Source organism: Neptuniibacter sp. CAU 1671 (assembly GCF_029222905.1).
Lineage (GTDB): Bacteria > Pseudomonadota > Gammaproteobacteria > Pseudomonadales > Balneatricaceae > Neptuniibacter.
The window spans coordinates 182,847-204,754 of sequence record NZ_JARHUE010000004.1 but is presented as its reverse complement, the minus strand read 5'-3'; the positions used below and the strand labels follow the sequence as shown (position 1 = coordinate 204,754).

18 protein-coding genes are annotated in these 21,908 nt (G+C 52.0%); 11 read left to right on the top strand and 7 right to left on the bottom strand.

Annotated features, from left to right (window positions below; all coding sequences use genetic code 11):
- The first annotated feature begins 9 nt into the window (after window positions 1–9).
- Window positions 10–2,355, top strand: a complete 2,346-nt coding sequence (locus P2G53_RS08690) for a DNA polymerase II (protein ID WP_275816247.1) — start codon at window positions 10–12, stop codon at window positions 2,353–2,355.
- Between the two features lie 10 nt (window positions 2,356–2,365).
- Here P2G53_RS08690 and P2G53_RS08685 read toward each other — a convergent pair whose 3' ends face one another.
- Window positions 2,366–2,575: a putative motility protein gene (locus P2G53_RS08685; RefSeq protein WP_275816245.1), complete on the bottom strand. Its 210-nt coding sequence runs from the start codon at window positions 2,573–2,575 to the stop codon at window positions 2,366–2,368.
- 230 nt (window positions 2,576–2,805) lie between these two features.
- Here P2G53_RS08685 and P2G53_RS08680 point away from each other — a divergent pair, with 230 nt between their 5' ends.
- The 6 genes from P2G53_RS08680 (at window position 2,806) to P2G53_RS08655 (ending at window position 11,123) form a co-directional block, all read left to right on the top strand.
- A complete protein-coding gene (locus P2G53_RS08680) occupies window positions 2,806–3,912 on the top strand; it encodes a peptidase M42 (protein WP_275816243.1) in 1,107 nt (368 codons plus the stop codon).
- 9 nt (window positions 3,913–3,921) lie between these two features.
- Window positions 3,922–5,382: a RimK family protein gene (locus tag P2G53_RS08675; protein ID WP_275816241.1), complete on the top strand. Its 1,461-nt coding sequence runs from the start codon at window positions 3,922–3,924 to the stop codon at window positions 5,380–5,382.
- The gene (locus P2G53_RS08670) at window positions 5,382–5,852 is read left to right on the top strand and encodes an N-acetyltransferase (protein WP_275816239.1); all 471 of its coding nucleotides are present in this window, start codon (window positions 5,382–5,384) and stop codon (window positions 5,850–5,852) included. Before P2G53_RS08675 ends, P2G53_RS08670 begins: the two co-directional genes overlap by 1 nt.
- A 22-nt stretch (window positions 5,853–5,874) precedes the next feature.
- Window positions 5,875–8,106 (top strand): phosphoenolpyruvate--protein phosphotransferase, encoded by a 2,232-nt coding sequence (ptsP, locus tag P2G53_RS08665; RefSeq protein ID WP_275816237.1) that lies wholly within the window; start codon window positions 5,875–5,877, stop codon window positions 8,104–8,106.
- Window positions 8,107–8,223: 117 nt separating this feature from the next.
- On the top strand, window positions 8,224–8,769 hold the full coding sequence (locus P2G53_RS08660; protein WP_275816235.1) for a heme NO-binding domain-containing protein: 546 nt from the start codon (window positions 8,224–8,226) through the stop codon (window positions 8,767–8,769).
- Window positions 8,766–11,123: a response regulator gene (locus P2G53_RS08655; protein ID WP_275816233.1), complete on the top strand. Its 2,358-nt coding sequence runs from the start codon at window positions 8,766–8,768 to the stop codon at window positions 11,121–11,123. Before P2G53_RS08660 ends, P2G53_RS08655 begins: the two co-directional genes overlap by 4 nt.
- A gap of 21 nt (window positions 11,124–11,144) precedes the next feature.
- Here the strand turns inward: P2G53_RS08655 and P2G53_RS08650 are convergent, their stop codons facing one another.
- Window positions 11,145–11,984: a class I SAM-dependent methyltransferase gene (locus tag P2G53_RS08650; protein ID WP_275816231.1), complete on the bottom strand. Its 840-nt coding sequence runs from the start codon at window positions 11,982–11,984 to the stop codon at window positions 11,145–11,147.
- 128 nt (window positions 11,985–12,112) lie between these two features.
- Between P2G53_RS08650 and P2G53_RS08645 the strand changes: the two genes are divergently transcribed.
- The gene (locus P2G53_RS08645; RefSeq protein WP_275816229.1) at window positions 12,113–12,430 is read left to right on the top strand and encodes a DUF6482 family protein; all 318 of its coding nucleotides are present in this window, start codon (window positions 12,113–12,115) and stop codon (window positions 12,428–12,430) included.
- Window positions 12,431–12,485: 55 nt separating this feature from the next.
- Here P2G53_RS08645 and P2G53_RS08640 read toward each other — a convergent pair whose 3' ends face one another.
- From P2G53_RS08640 to P2G53_RS08630, 3 genes are read right to left on the bottom strand one after another with little or no spacing between them, the layout of a single operon-like run.
- A complete protein-coding gene (locus P2G53_RS08640) occupies window positions 12,486–13,157 on the bottom strand; it encodes an LUD domain-containing protein (RefSeq protein WP_275816227.1) in 672 nt (223 codons plus the stop codon).
- Entirely contained in the window at window positions 13,154–14,569 is a 1,416-nt protein-coding gene (locus P2G53_RS08635; protein ID WP_275816225.1) for a LutB/LldF family L-lactate oxidation iron-sulfur protein, read from the bottom strand. The genes P2G53_RS08640 and P2G53_RS08635 overlap by 4 nt, the downstream gene beginning before the upstream one ends.
- Before the next feature lie 10 nt (window positions 14,570–14,579).
- The gene (locus P2G53_RS08630) at window positions 14,580–15,368 is read right to left on the bottom strand and encodes a (Fe-S)-binding protein (RefSeq protein ID WP_275816223.1); all 789 of its coding nucleotides are present in this window, start codon (window positions 15,366–15,368) and stop codon (window positions 14,580–14,582) included.
- A gap of 252 nt (window positions 15,369–15,620) precedes the next feature.
- Between P2G53_RS08630 and P2G53_RS08625 the strand changes: the two genes are divergently transcribed.
- Window positions 15,621–16,721: a glycosyltransferase family 4 protein gene (locus P2G53_RS08625; protein WP_275816221.1), complete on the top strand. Its 1,101-nt coding sequence runs from the start codon at window positions 15,621–15,623 to the stop codon at window positions 16,719–16,721.
- 36 nt (window positions 16,722–16,757) lie between these two features.
- Here P2G53_RS08625 and P2G53_RS08620 read toward each other — a convergent pair whose 3' ends face one another.
- Both P2G53_RS08620 and lpxL read right to left on the bottom strand, forming a co-directional pair.
- The gene (locus P2G53_RS08620) at window positions 16,758–17,804 is read right to left on the bottom strand and encodes a glycosyltransferase (protein WP_275816219.1); all 1,047 of its coding nucleotides are present in this window, start codon (window positions 17,802–17,804) and stop codon (window positions 16,758–16,760) included.
- The gene (gene lpxL, locus P2G53_RS08615) at window positions 17,801–18,745 is read right to left on the bottom strand and encodes an LpxL/LpxP family Kdo(2)-lipid IV(A) lauroyl/palmitoleoyl acyltransferase (protein ID WP_275816217.1); all 945 of its coding nucleotides are present in this window, start codon (window positions 18,743–18,745) and stop codon (window positions 17,801–17,803) included. The genes P2G53_RS08620 and lpxL overlap by 4 nt, the downstream gene beginning before the upstream one ends.
- A gap of 158 nt (window positions 18,746–18,903) precedes the next feature.
- Between lpxL and P2G53_RS08610 the strand changes: the two genes are divergently transcribed.
- Both P2G53_RS08610 and msbA read left to right on the top strand, forming a co-directional pair.
- Complete coding sequence (locus tag P2G53_RS08610) at window positions 18,904–20,073, top strand: nucleotide sugar dehydrogenase (protein WP_275816215.1); 1,170 nt, start codon at window positions 18,904–18,906, stop codon at window positions 20,071–20,073.
- Between the two features lie 23 nt (window positions 20,074–20,096).
- The gene (gene msbA / locus P2G53_RS08605) at window positions 20,097–21,872 is read left to right on the top strand and encodes a lipid A export permease/ATP-binding protein MsbA (protein ID WP_275816213.1); all 1,776 of its coding nucleotides are present in this window, start codon (window positions 20,097–20,099) and stop codon (window positions 21,870–21,872) included.
- Window positions 21,873–21,908: the final 36 nt, after the last annotated feature.

The following is a 21,908-nucleotide window of genomic DNA, read 5'->3' as shown; positions in this document are numbered from 1 at the left end:
GTCCTGAGCATGCTGGTAGCGCAAGCGAACAGCGGATTTTTGCTCACACGGCAACAGCAGGATACCGCTCAGGGTATCCGCTTCACCTACTGGGTGCATACGGCTCAGGGGCCGCAGTCCCTGCTGGTAGAGCAGCAAAATCAGGTTTTTTTTATTGCCTGCGCTGACGAGGCACAGGTCCGGTCTCTGCTGCAGGATCTGAAAGGCTGGCATCTGGCGGATGTTGCCCTGAAAGACCTGCAACAGCAGTCAGTTCTGGCGCTGTATTGCAATTCACTCGCGCTGGCACGCCAGATTATCGCCCGTCTATCAGAGGCTGAAGTCCTGCTCATGGAAGAGGATATCCGTGCGGTAGACCGCTATCTGATGGAGCGTTTTATTCAGGGTGGCGTGCGCTGGGGGCAGGGGGCTGATGGCATGTTACGCCTGGCACCTGCAGACATTTCACCGCAATTCAGGGTCCTTTCGATTGACCTTGAAACCACCCTAAGAGCTGATCGTATTATCTCCGCTGCTGTGTATGCCGATGATCTGCAGCGAGTGCTGATGTTGGGTGAAGGAACAAACACTGACACGGTGCGTTATTTTGCCGATGAACGCGCGCTATTGCGGGCGTTGATTGTCCTTATTTCTGAGTATGATCCTGATATTCTGATTGGCTGGAATGTGATCGAGTTTGATTGCCGAGTGCTGCTGCGTCGAGCCAAACAATTAGCGGTGCCACTCAAACTGGGACGCGACGGTTCAATCATGCAGATGAATGATCGGGGTGAAGGTAACAGTTGGGTACGTATTGCCGGCCGGGTGGTGCTGGATGGTATAGATACCCTGCGCGGTGCCACCTGGCAGTTTGAAAGTTTTTCCCTCGAATATGTGGCACAGCAGATGTTGCAGCGGGGCAAACTGATAGATCACCCGTCAGATCGGGGTGAAGAGATTCAACGTCTGTTTCGTGAAGATAAAACCGCGCTGGCACGTTATAACCTGGAAGACTGCAAGCTGGTCTGGGATATTTTTGCCAAAGCCGAACTGCTGGATTATCTGACTGAGCGTGCCCGTCTCACCGGCTTGGCACTGGACCGGGTGGGTGGTTCAGCGGCGGCATTTGATAACCAGTACCTGCCACGTTTGCACCGTGCCGGTTATGTGGCGCCGCCCTATGCCTCCGGTATGTCAGGGCTGGGGGCGCCCGGTGGTTATGTGATGGATTCGGCGCCGGGTTTGTACCAGCAGGTGCTGGTGCTCGATTTCAAAAGCCTGTATCCAAGCATTATCCGCACCTTCTGTATCGATCCGATGGGGTTAGCAGAAGGACTGAAGCCGGATGCGCCGGCAGACGATCTGCTGCCGGGCTTTAACCATGCGATTTTTTCCCGTACACAGCATCTGTTACCGGATCTGATTGCCGGACTTTGGCAGGCCCGTGACCGGGCTAAACAAAGAAAGAATCAACCCCTGTCCCAGGCGATTAAAATCATTATGAACGCCTTTTACGGTGTGCTGGGTTCCAATGTCTGCCGTTTTTACGACCAGCGTCTGTCCAGTTCAATTACGCTGCGTGGTCATGAAATACTGCTGAAAACCAAGGAGTGCATTGAGCAGACCTTTGGTTTTAAGGTGATTTATGGCGATACCGATTCGGTGTTTGTCTGGTTGGGGGATGATTTCCCGGATGCCGATGCGGCCAGACAGGGACAGGTGTTGTCGGAATATCTCAATCAGTGGTGGCGCGAGAATCTGCAGCAGCGGTTTGCGCTAGAAAGCTTTCTGGAGATTGAATACGAGACCCACTATCGCCGCTTTATGATGCCGACCATCCGACACTCTGAAAAAGGCAGCAAAAAACGTTATGCCGGGCTGAAAATCAGTGCGCAGGGTGAGGAAAAACTGGTTTTTCGTGGGCTTGAGAATGTCAGAAGTGACTGGACCTTGCTCGCCCGTCAGTTTCAGGAGCAGTTGTGCCAGAAAATTTTTCATGATGAACCCTGGCAGGGGCTGGTGCAGCAGACCGTCAATGCAGTGCGGGCAGGGCAGGTGGATGACGCACTGGTGTACCGGAAACGCCTGCGTAAACCTCTGGCACAGTATCAGAAAAACCGTCCGCCTCAGGTCCAGGCAGCCCTCAAGGCCGATCAGGTCTACCGTGCCCGTGGTCAGAACAGCCCGTTTCACTCCGGTAGCCGGATCGAATATGTGATGACTGTGAATGGCCCTGAACCGCTTGAATTCAGGCAATCACCACTGGATTATCAGCACTATATCGACAAACAGATTCGCCCGGTGGCGGAGAGTATCTTGCAGTTTTTACAGGTGGATTTTGAGCAGGTGATAACCCCTCAGCAGACTCTGTTTTGAGTCTGCCGAGTCAGGCCCACGCATCAAACTGCGTGCCGAGGGTGGTCAGCGGGTCAAGGCTGAGCTGGGTCTGACCTGCAACCTGTAACAGCTGCAACATCATTTCACCCTGTGCTTCGATCATGTCATTCGCCATGGCAACGGACTTGACTGCCAGTTCCGTCTGAACAGTTTGTTGACTCATGGCAGTAGCCAGGCTGGCGATGCCGGATACTTCCATCGTGAATTCCTCTTAATCAAGTAATGGGGTTGTCGGCCTGTTTTTTCAGGACTTGATCATTAAAACCCAACACCTGTTTTATACCGTTGAAATCTTTTTGATCAGGTCCTATTTTTTTATTGCGGGCCGCCCTGTTCGGTGCTATTTAGCAACTTTTAAAATTCGGTTCAGGTGCCCAGACAATCAGTCTCTGTGCGGGCAAGCACCCACCTCTGAATGGATTGCAACCCATGAAACCTGACACACCGCTTTGCGTCGATGAAGGCGTCTCTCCACTGCTGCCCCCCTCTTTTCTCAGCTTACTTTCGCTGCTGATTCACACCCCCAGTGTGGTAGGGGCAGAGCACTCTTTTTTTCGGGTTCTGCAACGTGAGCTGGAGCTGCGGGGCGCCAAAGTCACCTGGTATGAAGGCTTGCTGGTAGCGCAGGGCAGTGACCCTTACAGTATGATGTTTTCGGCCCATGCCGACCGGCATGGCCTGATCTGTACCGGTCCTAACGAGTTCCAGTATGCGGCGTTTGTGGCGGGTGCCCGCTCTGACCTACTGGGTAACTCGGTGGATGAGCAGCTGATGAAAAAGATCGTGGATCGCTTCTCATCAGAGACTGTGTTTGCCTATGAACCCTGGTCAGGTGCTTATCGTGGCCGGGGTGAAGTTGATAAAGCGTACATCTGTGAATTTCGTAACAACCTGATCTTTATACTGAAGGGACTGGAGCATCTGGTGGCGGGCACGCCGGTGGCTTTCACTGATCGACTCAAGGTGGATCAGGATACGCTGGTAGCGCAGTTGGATAACGTGCTGACGGTGGCGGTGCTGGTGTATCTGTTTGAGCTGGGTTTTCAAGGCACTGTGTTTTTCACGGCGCAGGAGGAAGCGGGTAAAAGCTGGCGTTATCTGCTGGAGTGGTTCCGACGTTTTGGTGGCACCACCAACCAGCTGATTGTGGTGGATACCAGCCCCTATCCGGATCAGGAGAGTGCCCGACAGCAGCATCTGGTGTTGCGAAACCGGGATGCCAATGCGGCGTTTAACCCCGAATTAACCGCTAAACTGGTGGCGACCTGTGAATCGCAGGGCTATAGCTATCAGTTCAAGGATAAATGGGTCGAAGCACGCAATGCCCAGCTGGTAGCAAAGGGTGAGGAGCCCGGTTCTCTGGGTTCGACCGAGATGGGACGTATTATTGCTGCATCCGGTGGTCTGGTGGATGGTACAACGTTGCAGATTCCGACATCGGGTTATCACACTATGTCCGAAACAGCACCTTTAGCGTCAGTCGTTGCCTTTATTCAGGTGTTGGCATCTCTGACTGATCTGCACTTTTCCGTTTAAGGAACAGACATGCGTAGAACTTTGATTGTTGTGGATCATGAAGAACTGCTGGCCAATCCTGGCGAGCTGAATGTGATTGGATTTGACCGTTATCTGGCGGACTACCCCCAGAAAAATGAGCCGCTTACCCGGATTATTAATCTGTGTGATACGGCGCACTATCTGAGTCGGGGTTACTATTGCTCGCTGCTGGCTGAAGCACGGCAACATCGTGTATTGCCCAGTGTCAGTTGCATCAATGACCTGCGAGACCTGACTCAGGCTGAATTGAGTGGCCTGAGCCTGGGCCATGCCGAAGCCCTGCGTAAAACCCTGAAAGTGGGTGAGTCACTGGAGCTGCAGATCTACTTTGGCTGGACGGTTGATGAACAGTGGCAGAAGCTGTCCCGACAGCTGTTTGACAGTTACCCTGCGCCACTGCTGCACCTGCGGGTACAGCGTGAAAGCAGTGGCCTGCAACTGCAACTACGGCGGATGGCACTGGCTGAGCTGGATACAGATGCTCAGGCGGCTGTCCTGGAGAGGTTGCAGCTCTATACTGCCCAGACCTGGAAAGGCCCTGCGGCGAAAAAACGCCAACGCTGGGATATGGCGATTCTGGTCGATCCGGAGGAGAAGTTCCCCCCCAGCGACAAGGATGCGGTCAAGTTGTTTATCAAAGCGGCCGCGAAGGTCGGCATTAACGCGCAGACGATCACGGCGCAGGATATGCCACACGTTGGCCAGTTTGATGCCCTGTTTATCCGCGAAACCACCGCGATTGATCATCATACCTACCGTCTGGCCCGGCGGGCTGAGCGGGAAGGGCTGGTGGTGATGGATGACCCGACCTCTATTTTGCGTTGCTGTAACAAAGTGTTCCTGCATGATGCCTTCACCTACAACGGGGTACCGTCACTGAAAACACGGGTGATCGGTGACAGCAGTGAAGAATCGCTGGACCGGATTGAAGCTGAATTCAGTTATCCGCTGGTTCTGAAAATGCCGGAAAGCTCGTTCTCCAAAGGTGTGTTTAAGGTGGATAACCGGGACGGGTTGCGCCAGCGGGCGCATTCATTGCTGCAGGATACGGCGTTGCTGCTGGTGCAGGAATATCTCTATACCGATTTTGACTGGCGCATCGGGGTACTGAATGGCCGGCCGATCTATGCCTGCCGTTATCATATGGCCCGCAACCATTGGCAGATCTATAACCACGGTGACAACCGCACCACGTCAGGCGGCTTTGAAACCCTGCCTACCTTTGAGGTGCCGCGCCGGGTGCTGGATGCGGCTCTGAAAGCAGCAGCAATGATCGGCAATGGTCTGTATGGTGTAGATCTGAAACAAAAAGACAGTCAGGTGTATGTGATTGAGGTGAACGACAATCCCAGCATTGATCATCGGGTGGAAGACCGTTACCTGGGTAATGAGCTATATATGCAGATCATGCATGAGTTCGCCCGTCGTCTGGAGCAACGCGGCCGCTAATGTTACCTATTACCATTAGAGAGGCGGAGCTGGCAGATGCCCAACGTCTGCTGGATATTGAGCGGATCAGCTTTATCACGGACCTGATCCCGTTGCGCCAGATGCGTTACCTGATCAGCAAGGCTAAAGCGGTCACTTACGTGGCTGAATATGAAGGGCGGGTGATCGGTTATGTGATGGTGCTGGTGCCAAAACATCCGCGCCCGGCCCGGATTTACTCCATTGCAGTTGATCCAGCGCATCGTGGGCAAAAAGTCGCCCAGCGGTTGATGCACATAGCACTGGGTTATTTGCGGTCACTACAGTATGCTGTGGTCAGGCTGGAAGTGAGAGCTGACGATGAAGGGGCGCAGACCCTGTATCGACAGTTTGGTTTTACGCCAATCCGGCATATGGCCCAGTATTACGCAGATGGTGCGGCTGCATTAAAAATGCAGCTCACACTGGAGGTGCCATCCCCTTCCGAGTAGAGACAGCAGGCTAAAATCAGGCATGAAAAATCTGGTATTGGAACTGACCCGCATTGTTCAAGCTGTGGCAATGGTGGAATCACCTGAGGAACAGGTAAAGCTGATTGTGGATTCCATCAGCGAGTACACCAGTGCAGATGTGTGCAGCCTTTATCGCATGAATGATCAGCTTGAGATGCACCTGCTGGCCAGCCATGGTCTGGATATGCCCGGTAAAGTTGTGATTCCGGCGGGCAAAGGCCTGGTGGGTCGTGTCGCTCAAACCAAACATACCATCAACCTGGGTGATGCTGCGTCTCATCCCGATTTCTACTATGTGCAGGGTTCTCAGGAAGAGCTCTATAAAAGTTTTTGTGGTGTGCCGTTGGTGCGCAATGGCAAGGTCATTGGTGCACTGGTCGTGCAAAGTGCTCTGGCTGAACCCTTTAATCCTGAAAGTGAGGCAATGTTGCTGACACTGGCGTCGCAACTGGCCTTTATTGTTTCCAATCTGCCCAGCAGCACCAGCCATTCCGAAAAGAACCTGCGGGCCAGCGGCATTCGTGGTGCCCCCGGCGTAGGTATTGGTCGGGTTATCCTTTGTGACTCAGATGAGCTGGCTCAGGTTGCGGATACCAGTTGTGAGGATATTGAGGGCACAATAGCGATCTGGCGGAACCTGCTGCTGGAAGTCGGCAGTGAAATCGACAGTGAACGCAAGGCGTTGGGGGATGAACTCTCCGACAGTGTGGCGGCTATTTTTGATGCTTATCAGATGTTGCTGGCGGACCGTTCTTTCACCAACATGGTGGAAAAAGAGATCCGGGCCGGCCACTGGTTGCCAGGTGCTCTGCGTCTGACTGTACACTACTTTGCCGGGCTGTTTCGCGCCATGGAAGACCCCTATCTTCGTGCGCGGCATGAAGATATTCAGCATCTGGGCAATAAGCTCTACCGCGCCTGGCGAGGCGGCAGTGCTGAGCACTCCAGTTTTACAGAACCGGTGGTACTGATTGCGCCGCAGGTCAGTGTCTCTGCCATTGCATCAGTACCGCCTGAATTATTGGCGGGCGTGATCTCCTTTGAAGGCTCGAGTCTTTCGCACACCGCAGTACTGGCGAATGCCATGGGTGTTCCCGCCGTGATGGGTGTGGGAGAGATCAAGGGCATTCACTCCGGTGGTCTGGTGATTGTGGATGGTAATGAAGCCCATATCATTTTTAATCCGACCAAGGTGGTTGCCGCGGAATACCGCCGTATCTTGCGACGGGAGAAAAAGCTGGTAGCCAAGCTGGATCAGCTTCGTGATCTGCCTGCCATCACCCGTGATGAACACCGGGTGCAGCTGCTGACCAATACCGGTTTGCTGGCCGATATTACGCCAGGCCTGAACAGTGGCGCTGAGGGGGTTGGCCTCTACCGGACCGAAATACCCTTTATGGTGCGCGACAGCTTTCCCACCGAAGAGGAACAGGTGCAGGTGTATCGCAAGGTGGCCGAGGCGTATCTGGGCAAGCCGGTGTATATGCGCACACTGGATATTGGCGGGGATAAACAGCTGCCATACTTTCCGATTACCAACGAGGAAAATCCGGCGCTGGGCTGGCGTGGTGTGCGTTTTACGCTGGATAACATCCAGCTGTTGATGACCCAGGTGCGGGCGATGATCCGGGCCTTCATCGATCATGATCAACTGCACATTTTGTTGCCGATGGTCAGTTCGACCTTTGAGGTCGATACCTTTATTCAGTTACTCGATGACGCCTGTTTACAGTTGCAGGAAGAGGGTTTAGAGGTCATTCGCCCAAAAATAGGTGTGATGATCGAAGTGCCCGCGGCTATCACCCAGTTGCATTTCTGGCATAAAAAGATCGATTTTGTCTCCATCGGCTCCAACGACCTGAGTCAGTATCTGCTCTCGCTGGACCGTAATAACAGCCGGGTAGCGCCACGTTATGATCATGTTCACCCCGCGGTACTGCATGAAATTAAGCGAGTAGTGAATACGGCTAAACGTTACAACCTGCCGCTCAGTGTATGCGGTGAGATGGCCTCAGATCCGGTGGCGGTGGTGCTGCTGCTGGGGATGGGAGTGCGCAAACTCAGTATGAGTGCGGCCAAACTGCCGCAGATAAAATGGTTGATCCGCTCTCTGTCAATGGCGGAGGCGGAAGCACTGCTGAAACGCGTTATGAAAGTCGACAATGTTGAACGCATTCGTCAGAAGGTGAACAAGGAGTTTGATCGCCTGGAGCTGCGTGAAGTCATACACTGATTCTTGCCGCGGGATTAAACCCTATTAGACTTTATATCGGTTTCGAGATCCTGTTTATGGCCGATAATTTAGTTTCTACCCTCAGCATTCAACAGCCTATATCGTAGTGGAGGTGTCATGTTAGTGATCGTATTCACAGAATTTATGGAGATGGTTGAGACGCGTTTTTCAGCCGATGTGCTTGATGATGTGCTGGATGATGTGAATTCTGAAACTGATGGTGCCTACACCGCTGTGGGCTACTATGACTACCGCGAGATGATTCAGATGGTGGTGGCCCTGAGCAAACGGGTCGATGTGCCAGTTGATGATCTGGTGGAGGCGTTCGGAGAGCACCTGTTCGGCGTACTCTCAAGTAAATACCCTGCGTTGATTGCCTATCATGCCAACACTCTGGATGCATTGGAGTCGATTGATGGCACCGTGCATAAGGAAGTGCTGAAGCTTTATCCTCAGGCGGAATTACCGAGTTTCAAATGCCGTCGTCTCAGTGATACACACCTGATCATGCAGTACTCATCCAAACGACCTTTTTCGATTTTGGCGAAAGGTCTGATCAATGGCTGTGCGAAACATTTCGAGCAAAAACTGGATATCAAGCATAAGTCACTCACGGATGGTGAACTGCACACAACTGAATTTGATATTCGCATTGCCTCATGAGCGAACCCGATATTGAAGCCCGGTGGCGGCGTCGCCTTGAGAGAGAGCGGCGCGCACGTTCAGAAGCCGAATCGCTACTTGAAGCCAAATCGTCCCAGCTCTACGAAGCTAATAAAATCCTGCGGCAGATGCTGGATGAGCAGGAGCAGGTGGTAGCCGAACGCACCGAAGAGCTGCGTGAGGCGCTAGAGCAGGCAAAACAGGCAAACGAACACAAAAGTGCGTTTCTGGCCAATATGAGTCATGAGATCCGCACGCCCATGAACGCCATCATCGGGTTGAGTCATCTGGTGCTGGATACCCGTCTTGATCCTCGTCAGCGTAACTATCTGACCAAAATTAACCATTCAGCCAATGCGCTGCTGCATATCATCAATGACATCCTCGATTTCTCGAAAATTGAGGCGGGTAAGCTTGAAATTGAACAGCAGGAATTCGAGCTGGATCTGTTACTGCAGGGCGTATTTGACCTGCATAAAATACCGGCCAGAGATAAAGGCCTGTTATTACAGGTAGAGCGCGAGTTCACACTCCCAAATCGGCTGGTGGGTGATTCAGTCAGGATCACCCAGATCCTGATCAATCTGATCAGCAACGCCATCAAATTTACTGAACAGGGCAAGGTGCAGGTGACCGTGAATCGCATGCCATGCCCTGAACATGAACTCTGGCTACGGATCATTGTTGCAGATACCGGTATTGGCATCTCCGATGCTAATCAGAAAAAACTGTTTGAGGCGTTTACCCAGGCTGATAGCACCACAACCCGCAAATATGGTGGCACGGGCCTGGGGTTATCCATTACCCGTCAGTTGACTGAGCTGATGCAGGGTCAGATTCATCTGGAAAGTACGGAAGGTATAGGTACCCGGATGATTGTAGAGCTGCCTCTGGGGGAGTGTAAGGATGTTTTTCCTCAGTTCGATCGCGTTTTGCATACCCTGTTGATCAGTGAAGACCCTGTCCACGAAAGACTACTGCAGCAGGTAGGTTGGCCTTATTCCCATCTGGCACCGGCTGAGGTATCAGCTGAGCGTATTAATAGCCTGCTGAATCAGGTGCCCATAGAGTGCATTATTTATGATATGCGCAACCTCGAGCGTGATCAGGATGCATGGCTGCTCTCTTTAGCTGATGCTTGCCCTGGCGTCCGCGATCTGCCCTGGATCATCATTATTCGGCCCGGACATTATCTGCAGTGGTCCAGCGCGCAGGAACTCAAACTTTATCCGATCTCTAATCTCTACACTCCAACCCTGTTAAAAGCGCAACTGCGCAAAGCACTCAATCAACACCTTGCCGGAGACAGTCAGGGCGGACAGCCCTTTAGTGGACAGAATCCGAAATTTTACGGTGCCCGAATCCTGCTGGCTGAGGATAACCCCATTAATGTGGATGTTGCCGTTGGCCTGCTCGAAAAATATGGCTTAGACGTGCATACCGCAGCAAATGGTGAAGAAGCATTGTCGCTGTTGGCTCAGGAGTCATTTGACCTGGTGTTTATGGACCTGCAGATGCCGGTGATGGACGGCTATACGGCCACCCAGCACATTCGCAGTCAGCCTGAATACCAGGCGTTGCCAGTGATTGCCCTTACGGCGCATGCCATGGCAGATCATTACGAAAAAAGCCTTGAGATGGGAATGAACGATCATCTTACCAAACCGATTGATCCTGAAGCGTTGGAAAAGGTACTAGAGCGCTGGTTGGTTGATCGGGTACACCCCCATCAGGTCATGCCCCCCCATCTGCATCTGCCGGTGTTACCCAAACATTTACCGGGACTGGATCTGGCTAAGGCGCTCTCCCGGGTAAACAATGATCTCTCTCGATATATGGCCTTGTGCCAGAGATTTCAGGCTGAATTCAAGGATGTGGTGGTACAGATCAATCAGCTGGCAGCTGAGTCTGATCTTAATGCAGTAAAACAACGGGCACATAACCTCAAAGGTGTAGCGGCAACGCTGGGTGCCTATGAAGTAGCTGCCGCGGCTGAAGAAATTGAAAGACTGCAGGATTTACACCTGTTAGCTGCCAGTTCAGAGAGGCTGGCCGGGGAGTTGGAGATTCTGCAACAAAGCATTGGGATGGTTTACGTACACTCTGTTAACGGCGATCATTCTTCTGCTGCCATCGTTATGGAAAACCAGCCACCACTATCGTTGGAACAGCTTGCCCGGTTACTGGAGTTGGGCGATAGTGACGCCATCTCCTATCTGCCTGAACTGATTCAGCTGGCGCAGCAGTCGCCTGATAATACTGCCTTACTGGAGGTGGTGGAGATGATTGAGTCCTTTGATTTTGACAAGGCGTTGCAATGTCTGAAGCCCCTGCTAGCCTCTCAGGTAAGTTAGGACTGCTGGCATAGGTTCAAATCAGGGGCACTCATTTTTGAATGCGAACTTATGAACCGCATACCCGCCAAGATCCCGTTTTAGCCAGTTCAGCATCAGCCAGGCAACAGGCCGCGGCAGTCTTAATTCATCCCAAAACAGTCCCAGTTCAGCGGCACGCTGAAACATCGTTGTGTGCATCAGGGGGTGATAGCCCAGCTGTAGAAAAATCTCCTCCGGGGCGTCGGGGCGATTGGTAAAGGATCCGCCGGCGGCTACCAGTTTGTCATGTACGCTCTGCGCAAATTGTTCAAAAAACTGGCGCGTCATCAGGTCGCAGTAGATCACATGCTGTTGAAATGTTTGCTGAATTGCCTGCAGGGTGGAGGTGATGGCGATCGGTTCCAGATACATCAATACTCCCTCAATAACGAAGATTGTATGCCGGTCATGACTGAAGGGTTCGAGTGTGTCTGCCAGCGAATCTCTCGAGAAATCAATGCTGATTCGGGTCAGCGGATTGGGGCACTCTGCAACGGGTAGACAGGTGTTTTTATAGTCGATGATCTGTGCCTCATCGATTTCGATCCATTTTCCGCCTTTAAGTCGATAGGGGCGGGTGTCAAAGCCAGCACCGACGGTGATAACCGTCAGTTCAGGGTCTTCCTTAAGCTCTGTTTTAATATGGTCATCAATGATCCGGCAGCGGGCTATATTAGAACAGTTGGCTCTTTTCTCGGCTTTAAAGGGTTCAAAAATGGCCCTGCCACGAGCATCCATAAAACGTTCTGCATAATGATCATTACAGACAGAGTGGGTGCGTTTGGCATCTTCCATACGAATGCCGCAGCAATAAAATGCCGTGTTTGATATTGGATTCATGCTTCGTTCCTTATGAACGGGTTCCAGGCTGTTGAATGATCCATAACACACAAATCAAGGTATAGGTCTGATATAGCGATTTGAAAAGTGCCGACCGCCAATGGTAAGGGCCAGCTATAGGACGTCTTATGAAACTTCAACTGGCCGATCTGGCAGGTGTTGCCAGCATAACGCAGGTTACCATCCATTCAATCGACTGGATGATCTATCAGGTCAGTCTTGAAATAGACGGCAAAGAGTTACTGCTCTACGCAGGTGAAGCGCCATTCCGCAGCCGAAATCTCTTACAGATTAAAGAACTGTTCGAAACCCTGCCCGTAACAAAATATCGACTGGGAAGACCCACCTCTGCCTATGATGAGATGGTGGGTCAGCCAACACCTATGTTCAGTGATGCGCTGGAGACGGAGTTGTTCTGGCAGCGGATTGATGCTGTCCGGCATTAAAAAGCGCAAATGGAAAAAACCGTACAATCGTTAGCGGGACTGTACGGTCAGTTTTTTAGTGTGCCTCTTTCACCAGAAAAATAACCAGCTCACAGGGTCCGTGAGCACCCATCTGCAGTTTCTGGCCAATATCCGCACTGCGTGAAGGACCGGTAATCATATTCACCGTACGCGGTAACGAATCAGGGTGATTCTGACGCAGCATCGCCCAGGCATCTTCATAACAACCAACAATCTGCGACTCCCTTAATACCACCAGATGGCAATCCGGCAGGAAGTTCAGTGTCGTAGGGCTGTTGCCGCCGGAGTGCAGCATCAGCGTACCGGTTTCTGCAATACCGGCCATGCAGCCGGTCAGACTGACGTTATCACCTGATTGAGCCACCCGACAGGTGCGCGATATGTTGTTCAGTGGTGCCCAGTCGAGTTCGTTTAGCCAGCTTTCATTGGCACTCACCAGTTCGGTAAATCCCTGATGCTGCATCCACTCGGCAACTTTTTCCGGTAGTTGTGTCAGGCTATCCAGATCGATCAGTTTTGCCGCCGCCTGAGAGGACATGCTGCGAAACAGCTCGATCTGTCCGGGGTGATCCAGTTGTGAACGGGCAGGCACCAGTTCCGGTTTGCGGGACTGAATACGTGCCAAAGCGGCTGCGGTCTGTTCGGCAGACGGGGCGCCGCGCTTCAGGCCGCGACGTATTTTGTTGAAAATAGCAGTTTTACTCACGACTGATCTCCCGACTGACGTTTTTTCCACTGGTCCATGAAGGTAGCGCCCTGCGGTGCGGGCATCTCCCGCCAATCGGTCCAGCCACCGGCCATGGGTAGTTTACTGATACGGCCTTTTTTGCCTGCCATACGGCGCATAAACCAGGCAGAACTCCTCGCCAGCCAGCGGTAGAGGGCTGGACGTTTGGCAAAGAAGGCCCAGCCTGCCAATCCCCAGCGGACGGTTGAGGGAGTCAGGTGTTGTTCAAACTCTTTCTCACGCCAGTGACGCATCAGCTTCGGTAATGGAATACGAACCGGACAGACCTCCTGACATTTGCCACAGGCCGTGGATGCATTGGGCAGGTGTGCAGATTTGTCGATACCAATCATCTGTGGGGTTAGCACCGAACCCATCGGCCCGGGGTAGACCCAGCCGTAACTGTGGCCACCCACTGCGCCATACACCGGGCAGTGATTCATACAGGCAGCACAGCGGATACAGCGCAGCATGTCCTGAAAATCGGTGCCCACCATATCGCTGCGGCCGTTATCCACCAGTACGACATGGAAGTTCTCAGGCCCGTCCTGATCATCCGGCCGACGCGGCCCGGTGGACAGGGTGTTGTAGACGGTAAACTCCTGCCCGGTTGAGCTACGCGCCAGCAAACGCAGGAACAGGCTCATATCTTCCAGATTAGGCACCACTTTTTCGATAGAGCTGATCACGATATGGGTTTTCGGCAGGGTCTGGGTCAGATCGCCGTTACCTTCATTGGTCACAATGATGGTGGAGCCGGTTTCAGCTACCAGAAAGTTGGCGCCGGTAATGCCAACATCAGCACTGACAAATTTCTTGCGCAGTACTTCTCGGGCCTCTTTCATCAGCGTTTGCGGGTCGTCGCTGCGTGGGCGGTGATGGTGTTCATGGAAGGTATCCGCGACATCATCCACATTCAGGTGAATGGCGGGGGCGATAATGTGACTGGGGTGATCACCACGTAACTGCAAAATATATTCACCCAGATCGGTTTCGACCGGTTCAATGCCATTGGCTTCGAGGTAGTCATTGAGATTGATCTCCTCTGACACCATCGACTTGCCTTTGGTTACCGTTTTCGCGCCAACGTGTTGGCAGATATCCAGAATGGCCTGTCGGGCATCCTCAGCCGTGCTGCACCAGTGCACATGGCCGCCGTTGGCGGTCACCTGTTGCTCGAACTGTTCCAGATAGATGTCGAGATTCTGAATAATATGATTCTTCAGGTCTCTGGCATGGTCGCGCAGTGTTTCAAACTCCGGCAAATTGGCAATGGCACGGGCACGGTTGACCGGAAAACCAAATTTGAACTGACCCAGTGCCGCCTGCAGCGGTTCGTTATGCAAGGCGATGCGGGCGTTTTCTTTGAATTCGGGACTGTGAATTTGCATCGTCTGCTCCTTACAGGGCTTTGCCGAGATCGTACTCGGCTTCACCGATGGCGGGGGTGTCCGTCATGCCGGCCAGAATCTCAACCACATGACGTGCCTGAACCGGTTTGCCTTCGCGTTTAAGCTTGCCCGCCATATTCAGCAGGCAGCCCAGATCGCCGCCAACCAGCGTGTCGGCGCCGCTGGCACTGATGTTCTGGGTTTTGTTGCTGACCATGCGATTCGAGATGTCCGGGTATTTCACACAGAAGGTGCCGCCAAAACCACAACAGGTTTCAGACTCTTCCATTTCTGTGAGTGACAGGTCTTTTACCTTGCTCAGCAACTGTCGAGGCTGCTTTTTAATCCCCAGTTCACGCAGTCCAGAACAGGAATCATGGTAGGTGATGCTGCCGTTAAACTGGGCTTCTATCTGCTCAAACTGAACCACATCTGTCAGAAAGCTGGTGATCTCGAATGCCCGTTTTTTCAGTGCTTCAGCGCGGGCAAACCAGGGGTCATCCTCACTGAACAGCTCCGGATAATGATGCAACATGCCAATGCAGGAACCGGAGGGTCCGACCACGTATTGAAAACCCTCAAACGCTTCAATGGTGGTTTTCGCAATATCCTGTGTTGTTTTGCGGTCACCGGAGTTGAAAGCGGGCTGGCCGCAACAGGTCTGACGTTCCGGAACCTCTACACGGCAACCGGCTGCTTCAAGCAGTTTGACTGTGGCAAAGGCGACGCTGGGTCGGAACATATCGGCCAGACAGGTAACAAAAAGGCCAACCGAGGGTTGATCAGTTGTGTGGGACATGTCGGTATTCTCTGTATTGTTATTAGCCGCTGAAGATAGAGAAGCGTTGCATCTATGAAAATGATAGACGTAAAACTGGTCTGACCAAGAATCTGTTGCTGATTCAAATCACAGGGACTCATCATCAGGGGGTGAGTGGTTTATACTCTCTCGCCAATAAGGATCACCGCATAAGAGAGTGATCGCGTTTCAGAAAACCACCGGTGCAGTGAACCGCTGCCTGGATTCACTGTATACGGATTAAAAACTCACGTGAAAGTTGTTCAGGTATTACCAGCGTTAGAGCTGGGCGGGGTTGAACGGGGCACGCTGGAAGTGGCCAAAGGTCTGGTTGAGGCTGGTCATGAATCTGTGGTGGTTTCTGCGGGTGGCCGACTGGTCGCACAGCTTGAGGCTGAGGGCAGTCGTCATGTGCAGTGGGAGCTCGGCAGAAAATCCCTGGCGATGCTATTGCAGGTACGGCGTTTTCGGCAGTGGTTGCAACAGGAGCAGCCGGATATTGTGCATGTCAGATCTCGGATGCCTGCCTGGGTTGTCTGGCTGGCCTGGCGCAAAATGAATCCAACAACCCGGCCACGTTTTATGACCACTCTGCACGGCATGCATTCGGTGAATCGATACAGTGCGATTATGGGTCGGGGAGAGCAGGTGATTGCGGTGTCTGAAACTGCAAAGACTTATCTGCTGGATAATTTTCCTGAGGTTGATCCTGCCAAGGTAACCGTTGTGCACCGGGGCATTGATCCACAGGAGTTTCCCCGGGGTTTTGTGCCTGAAACTGCCTGGTCTGAGGCACTGTTTGAGGCCTATCCCGCTGCCAAAGGCAAAAAACTGATCTGTTTTCCGGGGCGCATTACCCGCTGGAAAGGTCATCTGGATCTTGTGAAGGTTGTTGCTGCGCTGGCGCAACAGCGTCAGGACTTCCATGTACTGGTGGTAGGCAGTGACCCCAAAGGGCATTTTCTTGAAGAGGTCAGGCAGGCTATTCAAGCAGCAGGCGTTGAAGGCTTTTTCAGCTTTCTCGGAACCCGTTCCGATATGAAGGATCTGTATGCACAGTCACACGTGATGCTGACGTTGACCTCGACAACGGCTGAGGCATTTGGCCGCACGGTGGTTGAATGTCTCTCGATTGGTACCCCGGTGGTGGGGTATGCCTACGGTGCGGTAGATGAGACGCTCAGTGCAATTTATCCGGAAGGTAAAGTGGCCGTTGGTGATCTGGCAGCGGTCGTAAATAAGGTTTCTGCTCTGTTTGATGCTGAGCCCGTAAAGATTAACGAAAACCCGTTTGTGCTGAATCGAATGATTGAAGCAACGCTGGGGCTCTATAAAAAACTCGCCGCAGACTAATTCTGTCCTTTAGCCTCAGGTTAAAGGGCAGCTCACTTAGCTGGATAGTCTTTGATAAAGCTCTACATACCGGCTCAGCACACTGCGGGCAGTGTACTGGCTCTGGTATTCCTCAAAGCCTTGTTCAATCAGTTTTGCCTGCAGCGTCGGATCACTGAACAGGGCGAGGATCTGTTTTTTCAGCCCGTCGCTGTCACCGCGTTTGAAAATCAGGGCATTTTTATCCGCTGTGGTGATGGCCTGAGCACCCTCAGAGTCAGAACTGATCAACGGCAGGCGATGCGACCAGGCTTCCAGTAGCACGCTGCCAAAGGGTTCATGATTTGAGGGCACCACAAACGCATCGCTCAGATAACAGTACTGCGAAATATTGTCTGTCCAGCCAACGAATTTTACCCGATCAGCAATGCCTAGCTCTTTAGCTTGTTGTTTCAGCTCAGCTTCTTCGGGGCCCTGACCCGCAATGACGTAACAGTATTGATCCGGAAGTTTGGAGAGTGCTGTCAGAGCCAGGTCTAATCCTTTCACCGGATGCAGGCGGGCAGGGGTGAACAGAACCTGTTTGTTCTGCAGTCCCAGTTCAATTATCAGGCGCGCTGTATCGGGAGGCACTTCCGGTTTTGGCGGATTGACAAAGTTAGGTATGACCGCTGTTTGATCAGCGCTATGCCCACCCTCAATAATGTGCCTACGCAGATCATTTGTGGCCCCGACTAACCAATCCATCGACTGGAAGTTTTTCAGAGCGTAATAGCCGCCCAGTCGTCCGATGTTCACCGTGCCACGCACCTTGGGCATGCTGCTTGCGGCTCGGCTCATCCAGCACTGCGCAATCTTGGCCTGCGTTCTAGCGGCGATTGTTTTCAGCTGGTAACGGGTCCAGAGGTCATAACGTCCAAGAAAGGGCAGGCTATAGCAGGTTATCTGAAGTTCCCGAAATTGGCTTTCCAGCCAGGAGCCTTTGCGCACGACTGGTACAACATGGATGTTTTCGAATTTTTCCAGTTCGATACAAAAACGCAAAAAATGGGCTTCGGCACCCCCAGGGTTTTTTCCACCGCATACCTGCATCACGGTGATCATGTCTGAGATGTGTCCCGCTGTTTTTTTGTGTACAGATAACCCTTGCCTTTCGGGTGCGTTTTGAAACGCCGGTGTACCCACATGTATTGTGAGGGATCGATCCTGATCGCTTTTTCAATCTCGGCATTCACCAACGATGCATCTGTTTCTTCATCTCCGGTTGGGAACGGCTCAATCGGAGGAAACACTTCCAGCACATAACCTGAGTTATCCGGTTTGCGGTGTTGGGCCAGCATCATGATGGGCGAGTCATTAAACTTCACCAGACGGGTAGTTGCCGTGATAGTAGCGGCAGGCACGCCAAAAAAGGGGACGAATACAGAATTTTTGCGGCCAAAATCCTGATCGGGTGCATACCAGACAATATGGTTTTTACGCAGCGAACGTACCACCGTGCGGATATCCGAACGTTCAATCACCACTTCAAAATAGCGTTGCCGTCCCCGGGTGATGATGTGTTCCAGCAATGGATTGTTGTGCTGCCGATACATTGCATCGACCGGGTAAAATTCTGAAAAGATCAATCCACCCAGATCGAGAGTTGAGAAGTGCGCACCCAGCAGAATGATGCCTTTGCCTTTTTCCAGCGCCTGCTCAAGGTGTTCCTGACCTTTTAACTCGATAAAAGGTTTGAGTTTTTCTCTGGGGGTCCACCATGCCATTGCTGTCTCGAACAGGCCGATTCCATTGTTGATGAAAACCTGTTTGATCATTTTTGCCTGATCATCGTTGCTGAGTTCAGGAAAGCAGAGGCGAATATTGGTGCGCGTCACTCGGCGGCGGTGGGGACTGGTCACGAACAGGAATAAACCCAAGACGCGGCCAAGCTGAATCTGCCAGCGCCAGGGCAATCGATTTAACAGCCAGAGAATCCCGATGCCTGACCAGATCGGCCAGTATTTGGGTGAGAGGAAATCAGAATTTCGGGTTGCAGCGGTCACGGTGTTGTTCATCGGCCAGTAATGTGGGAATTGTAAAGATGACGCCGGTCATCAGCAAACCCGATTTCTTCACAAGTTTGTCTTTTCGGGCCATGCTGTCATTCTCAAGCGTGGTATCATACGCCACAGTTTAGGTTCTGGTAGCAGGAAATAGTTGAATGAAAATTGCGGTAGCAGGAACAGGCTATGTTGGGCTTTCAAATGCAGTGTTACTGGCCCAGCATAATGAAGTGGTTGCGCTGGATATCATCCCCGAAAAGGTTGAACTGATTAACAACCGTCTCTCTCCGATTGAAGATCATGAGATCAGCGAATATCTGAAAAACCATGAGCTGAACCTGCGTGCCACGCTGAATAAAGAAGAAGCCTATCTGGGCGCCGATTTTGTCATTATTGCGACCCCGACGGATTACGATCCAGAAACCAACTATTTCAATACCCGCAGTGTTGAAGCGGTGGTGAAGGATGTGCAGGCGATCAACCCGGCAGCAGTGATGGTGATCAAGTCCACGGTGCCGGTTGGTTACACACAACAGTTACGCGATGACCTCAAACTCGAAAATCTTATGTTTTCACCTGAGTTCCTGCGTGAGGGCAAGGCGCTGTATGACAACCTGTATCCTTCACGCATCATTGTTGGCGAAAAATCCCAGCGTGCAGAGACGTTTGCTTCGTTGTTAAAGCAAGGTGCTCTGGCAGAGAATGTATCTTGCCTGTTCACGGATTCAACGGAAGCGGAAGCAATCAAACTGTTCGCCAATACTTATCTTGCCATGCGGGTTGCGTACTTTAATGAACTGGATTCCTACGCTGAATCGCATGGTTTGGATACCCGCCAGATCATTCAGGGTGTTGGGCTGGATCCCCGTATAGGCTCACACTACAACAATCCCTCTTTTGGTTACGGTGGCTACTGCCTGCCTAAAGATACCAAACAGTTGCTGGCTAACTACGATCAGGTGCCCAATAACCTGATCCGCGCCATTGTTGATTCCAACACCACGCGTAAGGATTTCATTGCCTCTGCAGTCCTGAAACGTAACCCGAAGGTGGTGGGTATTTATCGACTGGTGATGAAGTCTGGCTCAGATAATTTCCGGGCGTCGGCGATTCAGGGTGTTATGAAACGCATAAAAGCCAAGGGTATCGAGGTTGTGGTGTATGAACCGGTGTTACATGACACACACTTCTTTAACTCCCGCGTCATTACTGATCTGAATGAATTCAAACAGGTCAGCGATGTGATTATTGCCAACCGTCTGGCTGAAGAGATCGAAGATTGCGCAGAGAAGGTTTATACCCGCGATCTGTTTGGTAATGACTCTTAATTCTGTCAATTTCAGGTAACCCAATGCGAGAAGAGAAAACAACCGGTACGCCTGTTGTACCGGTGACTGAGCAGAGTGCCTGGCAGATTTACAGCCGCCTGCTCAGGTATGTGAAGTCCATGTGGTGGGGCTTTGCGATCAGTTTTGTCGGGTTTGCCCTCTATGGTGCGGGCCAGGCCCTGTCCGCGAAATGGCTCGAAACTGTGATCAACGCGGTCCAGGACGGTGCTTACGATAAACGCTATTTTCTTGCGCTGGCCGTATTGGGTATTTTTTTCATGAGGGGTACAGGGTTATTTATCGGTACCTACTGTATCTCTTATGTTGGCCGCGAGGTTATTCACCTGTTGCGGACTGAGGTTTTCAATAAGCTGCTGTTGTTGCCCTCTCTTTACTACAACCAGCACTCCAGTGGCGAGTTGCTGGCAAAGCTGACCTATAACGTCGAACAGGTTACTGAGTCCGTCACCAATGCTATCAAGATTCTTTTCCGGGAAGGTCTCACAGTCATTGCCCTGCTGGGTTATATGTTTTATCTGAACTGGAAACTGACACTGATCTTTTTCGTCACAGCGCCCTTTATTGGTCTGGTTGTATCGGTTGCGGCGAAACGGATGCGCAAGCTCAGTAAACGGATACAGCAATCCGTAGGCAGTATTACCGAGGCGGCATCAGAGTCGATCAAGGGCTATCAGATTGTACGAATCTTTGGCGGTGCTGAATCCAGTCAGAAACGTTTTGAAGATGCCAGTAACCACAACAAACGTCAGTTTATGAAACTGGTGGTGACTAAATCATTGAACACCCCGCTGATTCAGATGCTGGTTGCATTGGCACTGGCGGCGCTGTTGTTCCTTGCCATGCACCCTAGTGTGATGGGGTCGATGACTACCGGTGGTTTTGTCGCCTTTTTAACCGCTGCGGGTATGGTCACTAAACCACTGCGATTGTTAACAGATGTTATTTCTATTGTGCAGCGTGGTATTGCGGCGTCCGAAAGTCTGTTTCAGATTTTGGATGAACAGGAAGAACATGATACCGGCACAGAGATATTGACCCATGTTGACGATATTCAACTGAATAATCTGAGCTTTTCATACCCCAATTCGCCTCGTTCGGTACTGCATTCGGTTTCGTTACAGCTGCCCAAAGGAAAGACGGTTGCGCTGGTTGGCCGCTCTGGCAGTGGTAAATCCACGTTGGCAGCCCTTCTGCCGCGGTTTAATGATGAGTGGCAGGGAGAGTTGCTGATCAATAACACCCCGTTGCAGAATTTTACCCTGGAAAGCCTGCGCGAACAGATCTCTCTGGTGAATCAGAATGTGGTGCTGTTTAACGGCACGATTGCCGAGAATATTGCTTACGGTTCTATGGCAAATGCGTCTGAAGAGGCGGTATTGCAGGCGGCGGAAGCAGCGCATGTGATGGAATTCGTGGACAAGTTCCCAGACGGCCTGCAGACTCTGATAGGTGAGAATGGCGTATTGCTCTCCGGTGGACAGCGTCAGCGTATCGCCATCGCCCGTGCCATCCTGAAAGATGCTCCGATTCTGATTCTGGATGAAGCCACGTCTGCACTGGACACTGAATCCGAGCGGCACATACAGGATGCGCTCAGTGAGGTTATGAAAGGCCGTACTACTCTGGTGATTGCTCACCGCCTTTCAACCATCGAACAGGCAGATATGATTGTGGTGATGGAAGAGGGGCAGATTATCGAGCAGGGCACACATGCTGAATTGCTTGAGCTGAATGGTGCCTACAGTCGTTTTCGTACGCTGCAGGTCGAGCAGTCTTAAACTTACCAGGCGTCGCTCAAACTGTGTAAACAGGGA

Coding starts and splice junctions, on each gene's coding strand:
- P2G53_RS08675 (WP_275816241.1), top strand. CDS start 3,922: ATGCGTAGAACTTTGATTGTTGTGGATCATGAAGAACTGCTGGCCAAT.
- ptsP (WP_275816237.1), top strand. CDS start 5,875: ATGAAAAATCTGGTATTGGAACTGACCCGCATTGTTCAAGCTGTGGCA.
- P2G53_RS08685 (WP_275816245.1), bottom strand. CDS start 2,575: ATGGAAGTATCCGGCATCGCCAGCCTGGCTACTGCCATGAGTCAACAA.
- P2G53_RS08610 (WP_275816215.1), top strand. CDS start 18,904: ATGAAAATTGCGGTAGCAGGAACAGGCTATGTTGGGCTTTCAAATGCA.
- P2G53_RS08660 (WP_275816235.1), top strand. CDS start 8,224: ATGTTAGTGATCGTATTCACAGAATTTATGGAGATGGTTGAGACGCGT.
- P2G53_RS08645 (WP_275816229.1), top strand. CDS start 12,113: ATGAAACTTCAACTGGCCGATCTGGCAGGTGTTGCCAGCATAACGCAG.
- P2G53_RS08620 (WP_275816219.1), bottom strand. CDS start 17,804: ATGATCACCGTGATGCAGGTATGCGGTGGAAAAAACCCTGGGGGTGCC.
- P2G53_RS08655 (WP_275816233.1), top strand. CDS start 8,766: ATGAGCGAACCCGATATTGAAGCCCGGTGGCGGCGTCGCCTTGAGAGA.
- P2G53_RS08630 (WP_275816223.1), bottom strand. CDS start 15,368: ATGTCCCACACAACTGATCAACCCTCGGTTGGCCTTTTTGTTACCTGT.
- P2G53_RS08680 (WP_275816243.1), top strand. CDS start 2,806: ATGAAACCTGACACACCGCTTTGCGTCGATGAAGGCGTCTCTCCACTG.
- P2G53_RS08635 (WP_275816225.1), bottom strand. CDS start 14,569: ATGCAAATTCACAGTCCCGAATTCAAAGAAAACGCCCGCATCGCCTTG.
- msbA (WP_275816213.1), top strand. CDS start 20,097: ATGCGAGAAGAGAAAACAACCGGTACGCCTGTTGTACCGGTGACTGAG.
- P2G53_RS08690 (WP_275816247.1), top strand. CDS start 10: ATGCTGGTAGCGCAAGCGAACAGCGGATTTTTGCTCACACGGCAACAG.
- P2G53_RS08670 (WP_275816239.1), top strand. CDS start 5,382: ATGTTACCTATTACCATTAGAGAGGCGGAGCTGGCAGATGCCCAACGT.
- P2G53_RS08650 (WP_275816231.1), bottom strand. CDS start 11,984: ATGAATCCAATATCAAACACGGCATTTTATTGCTGCGGCATTCGTATG.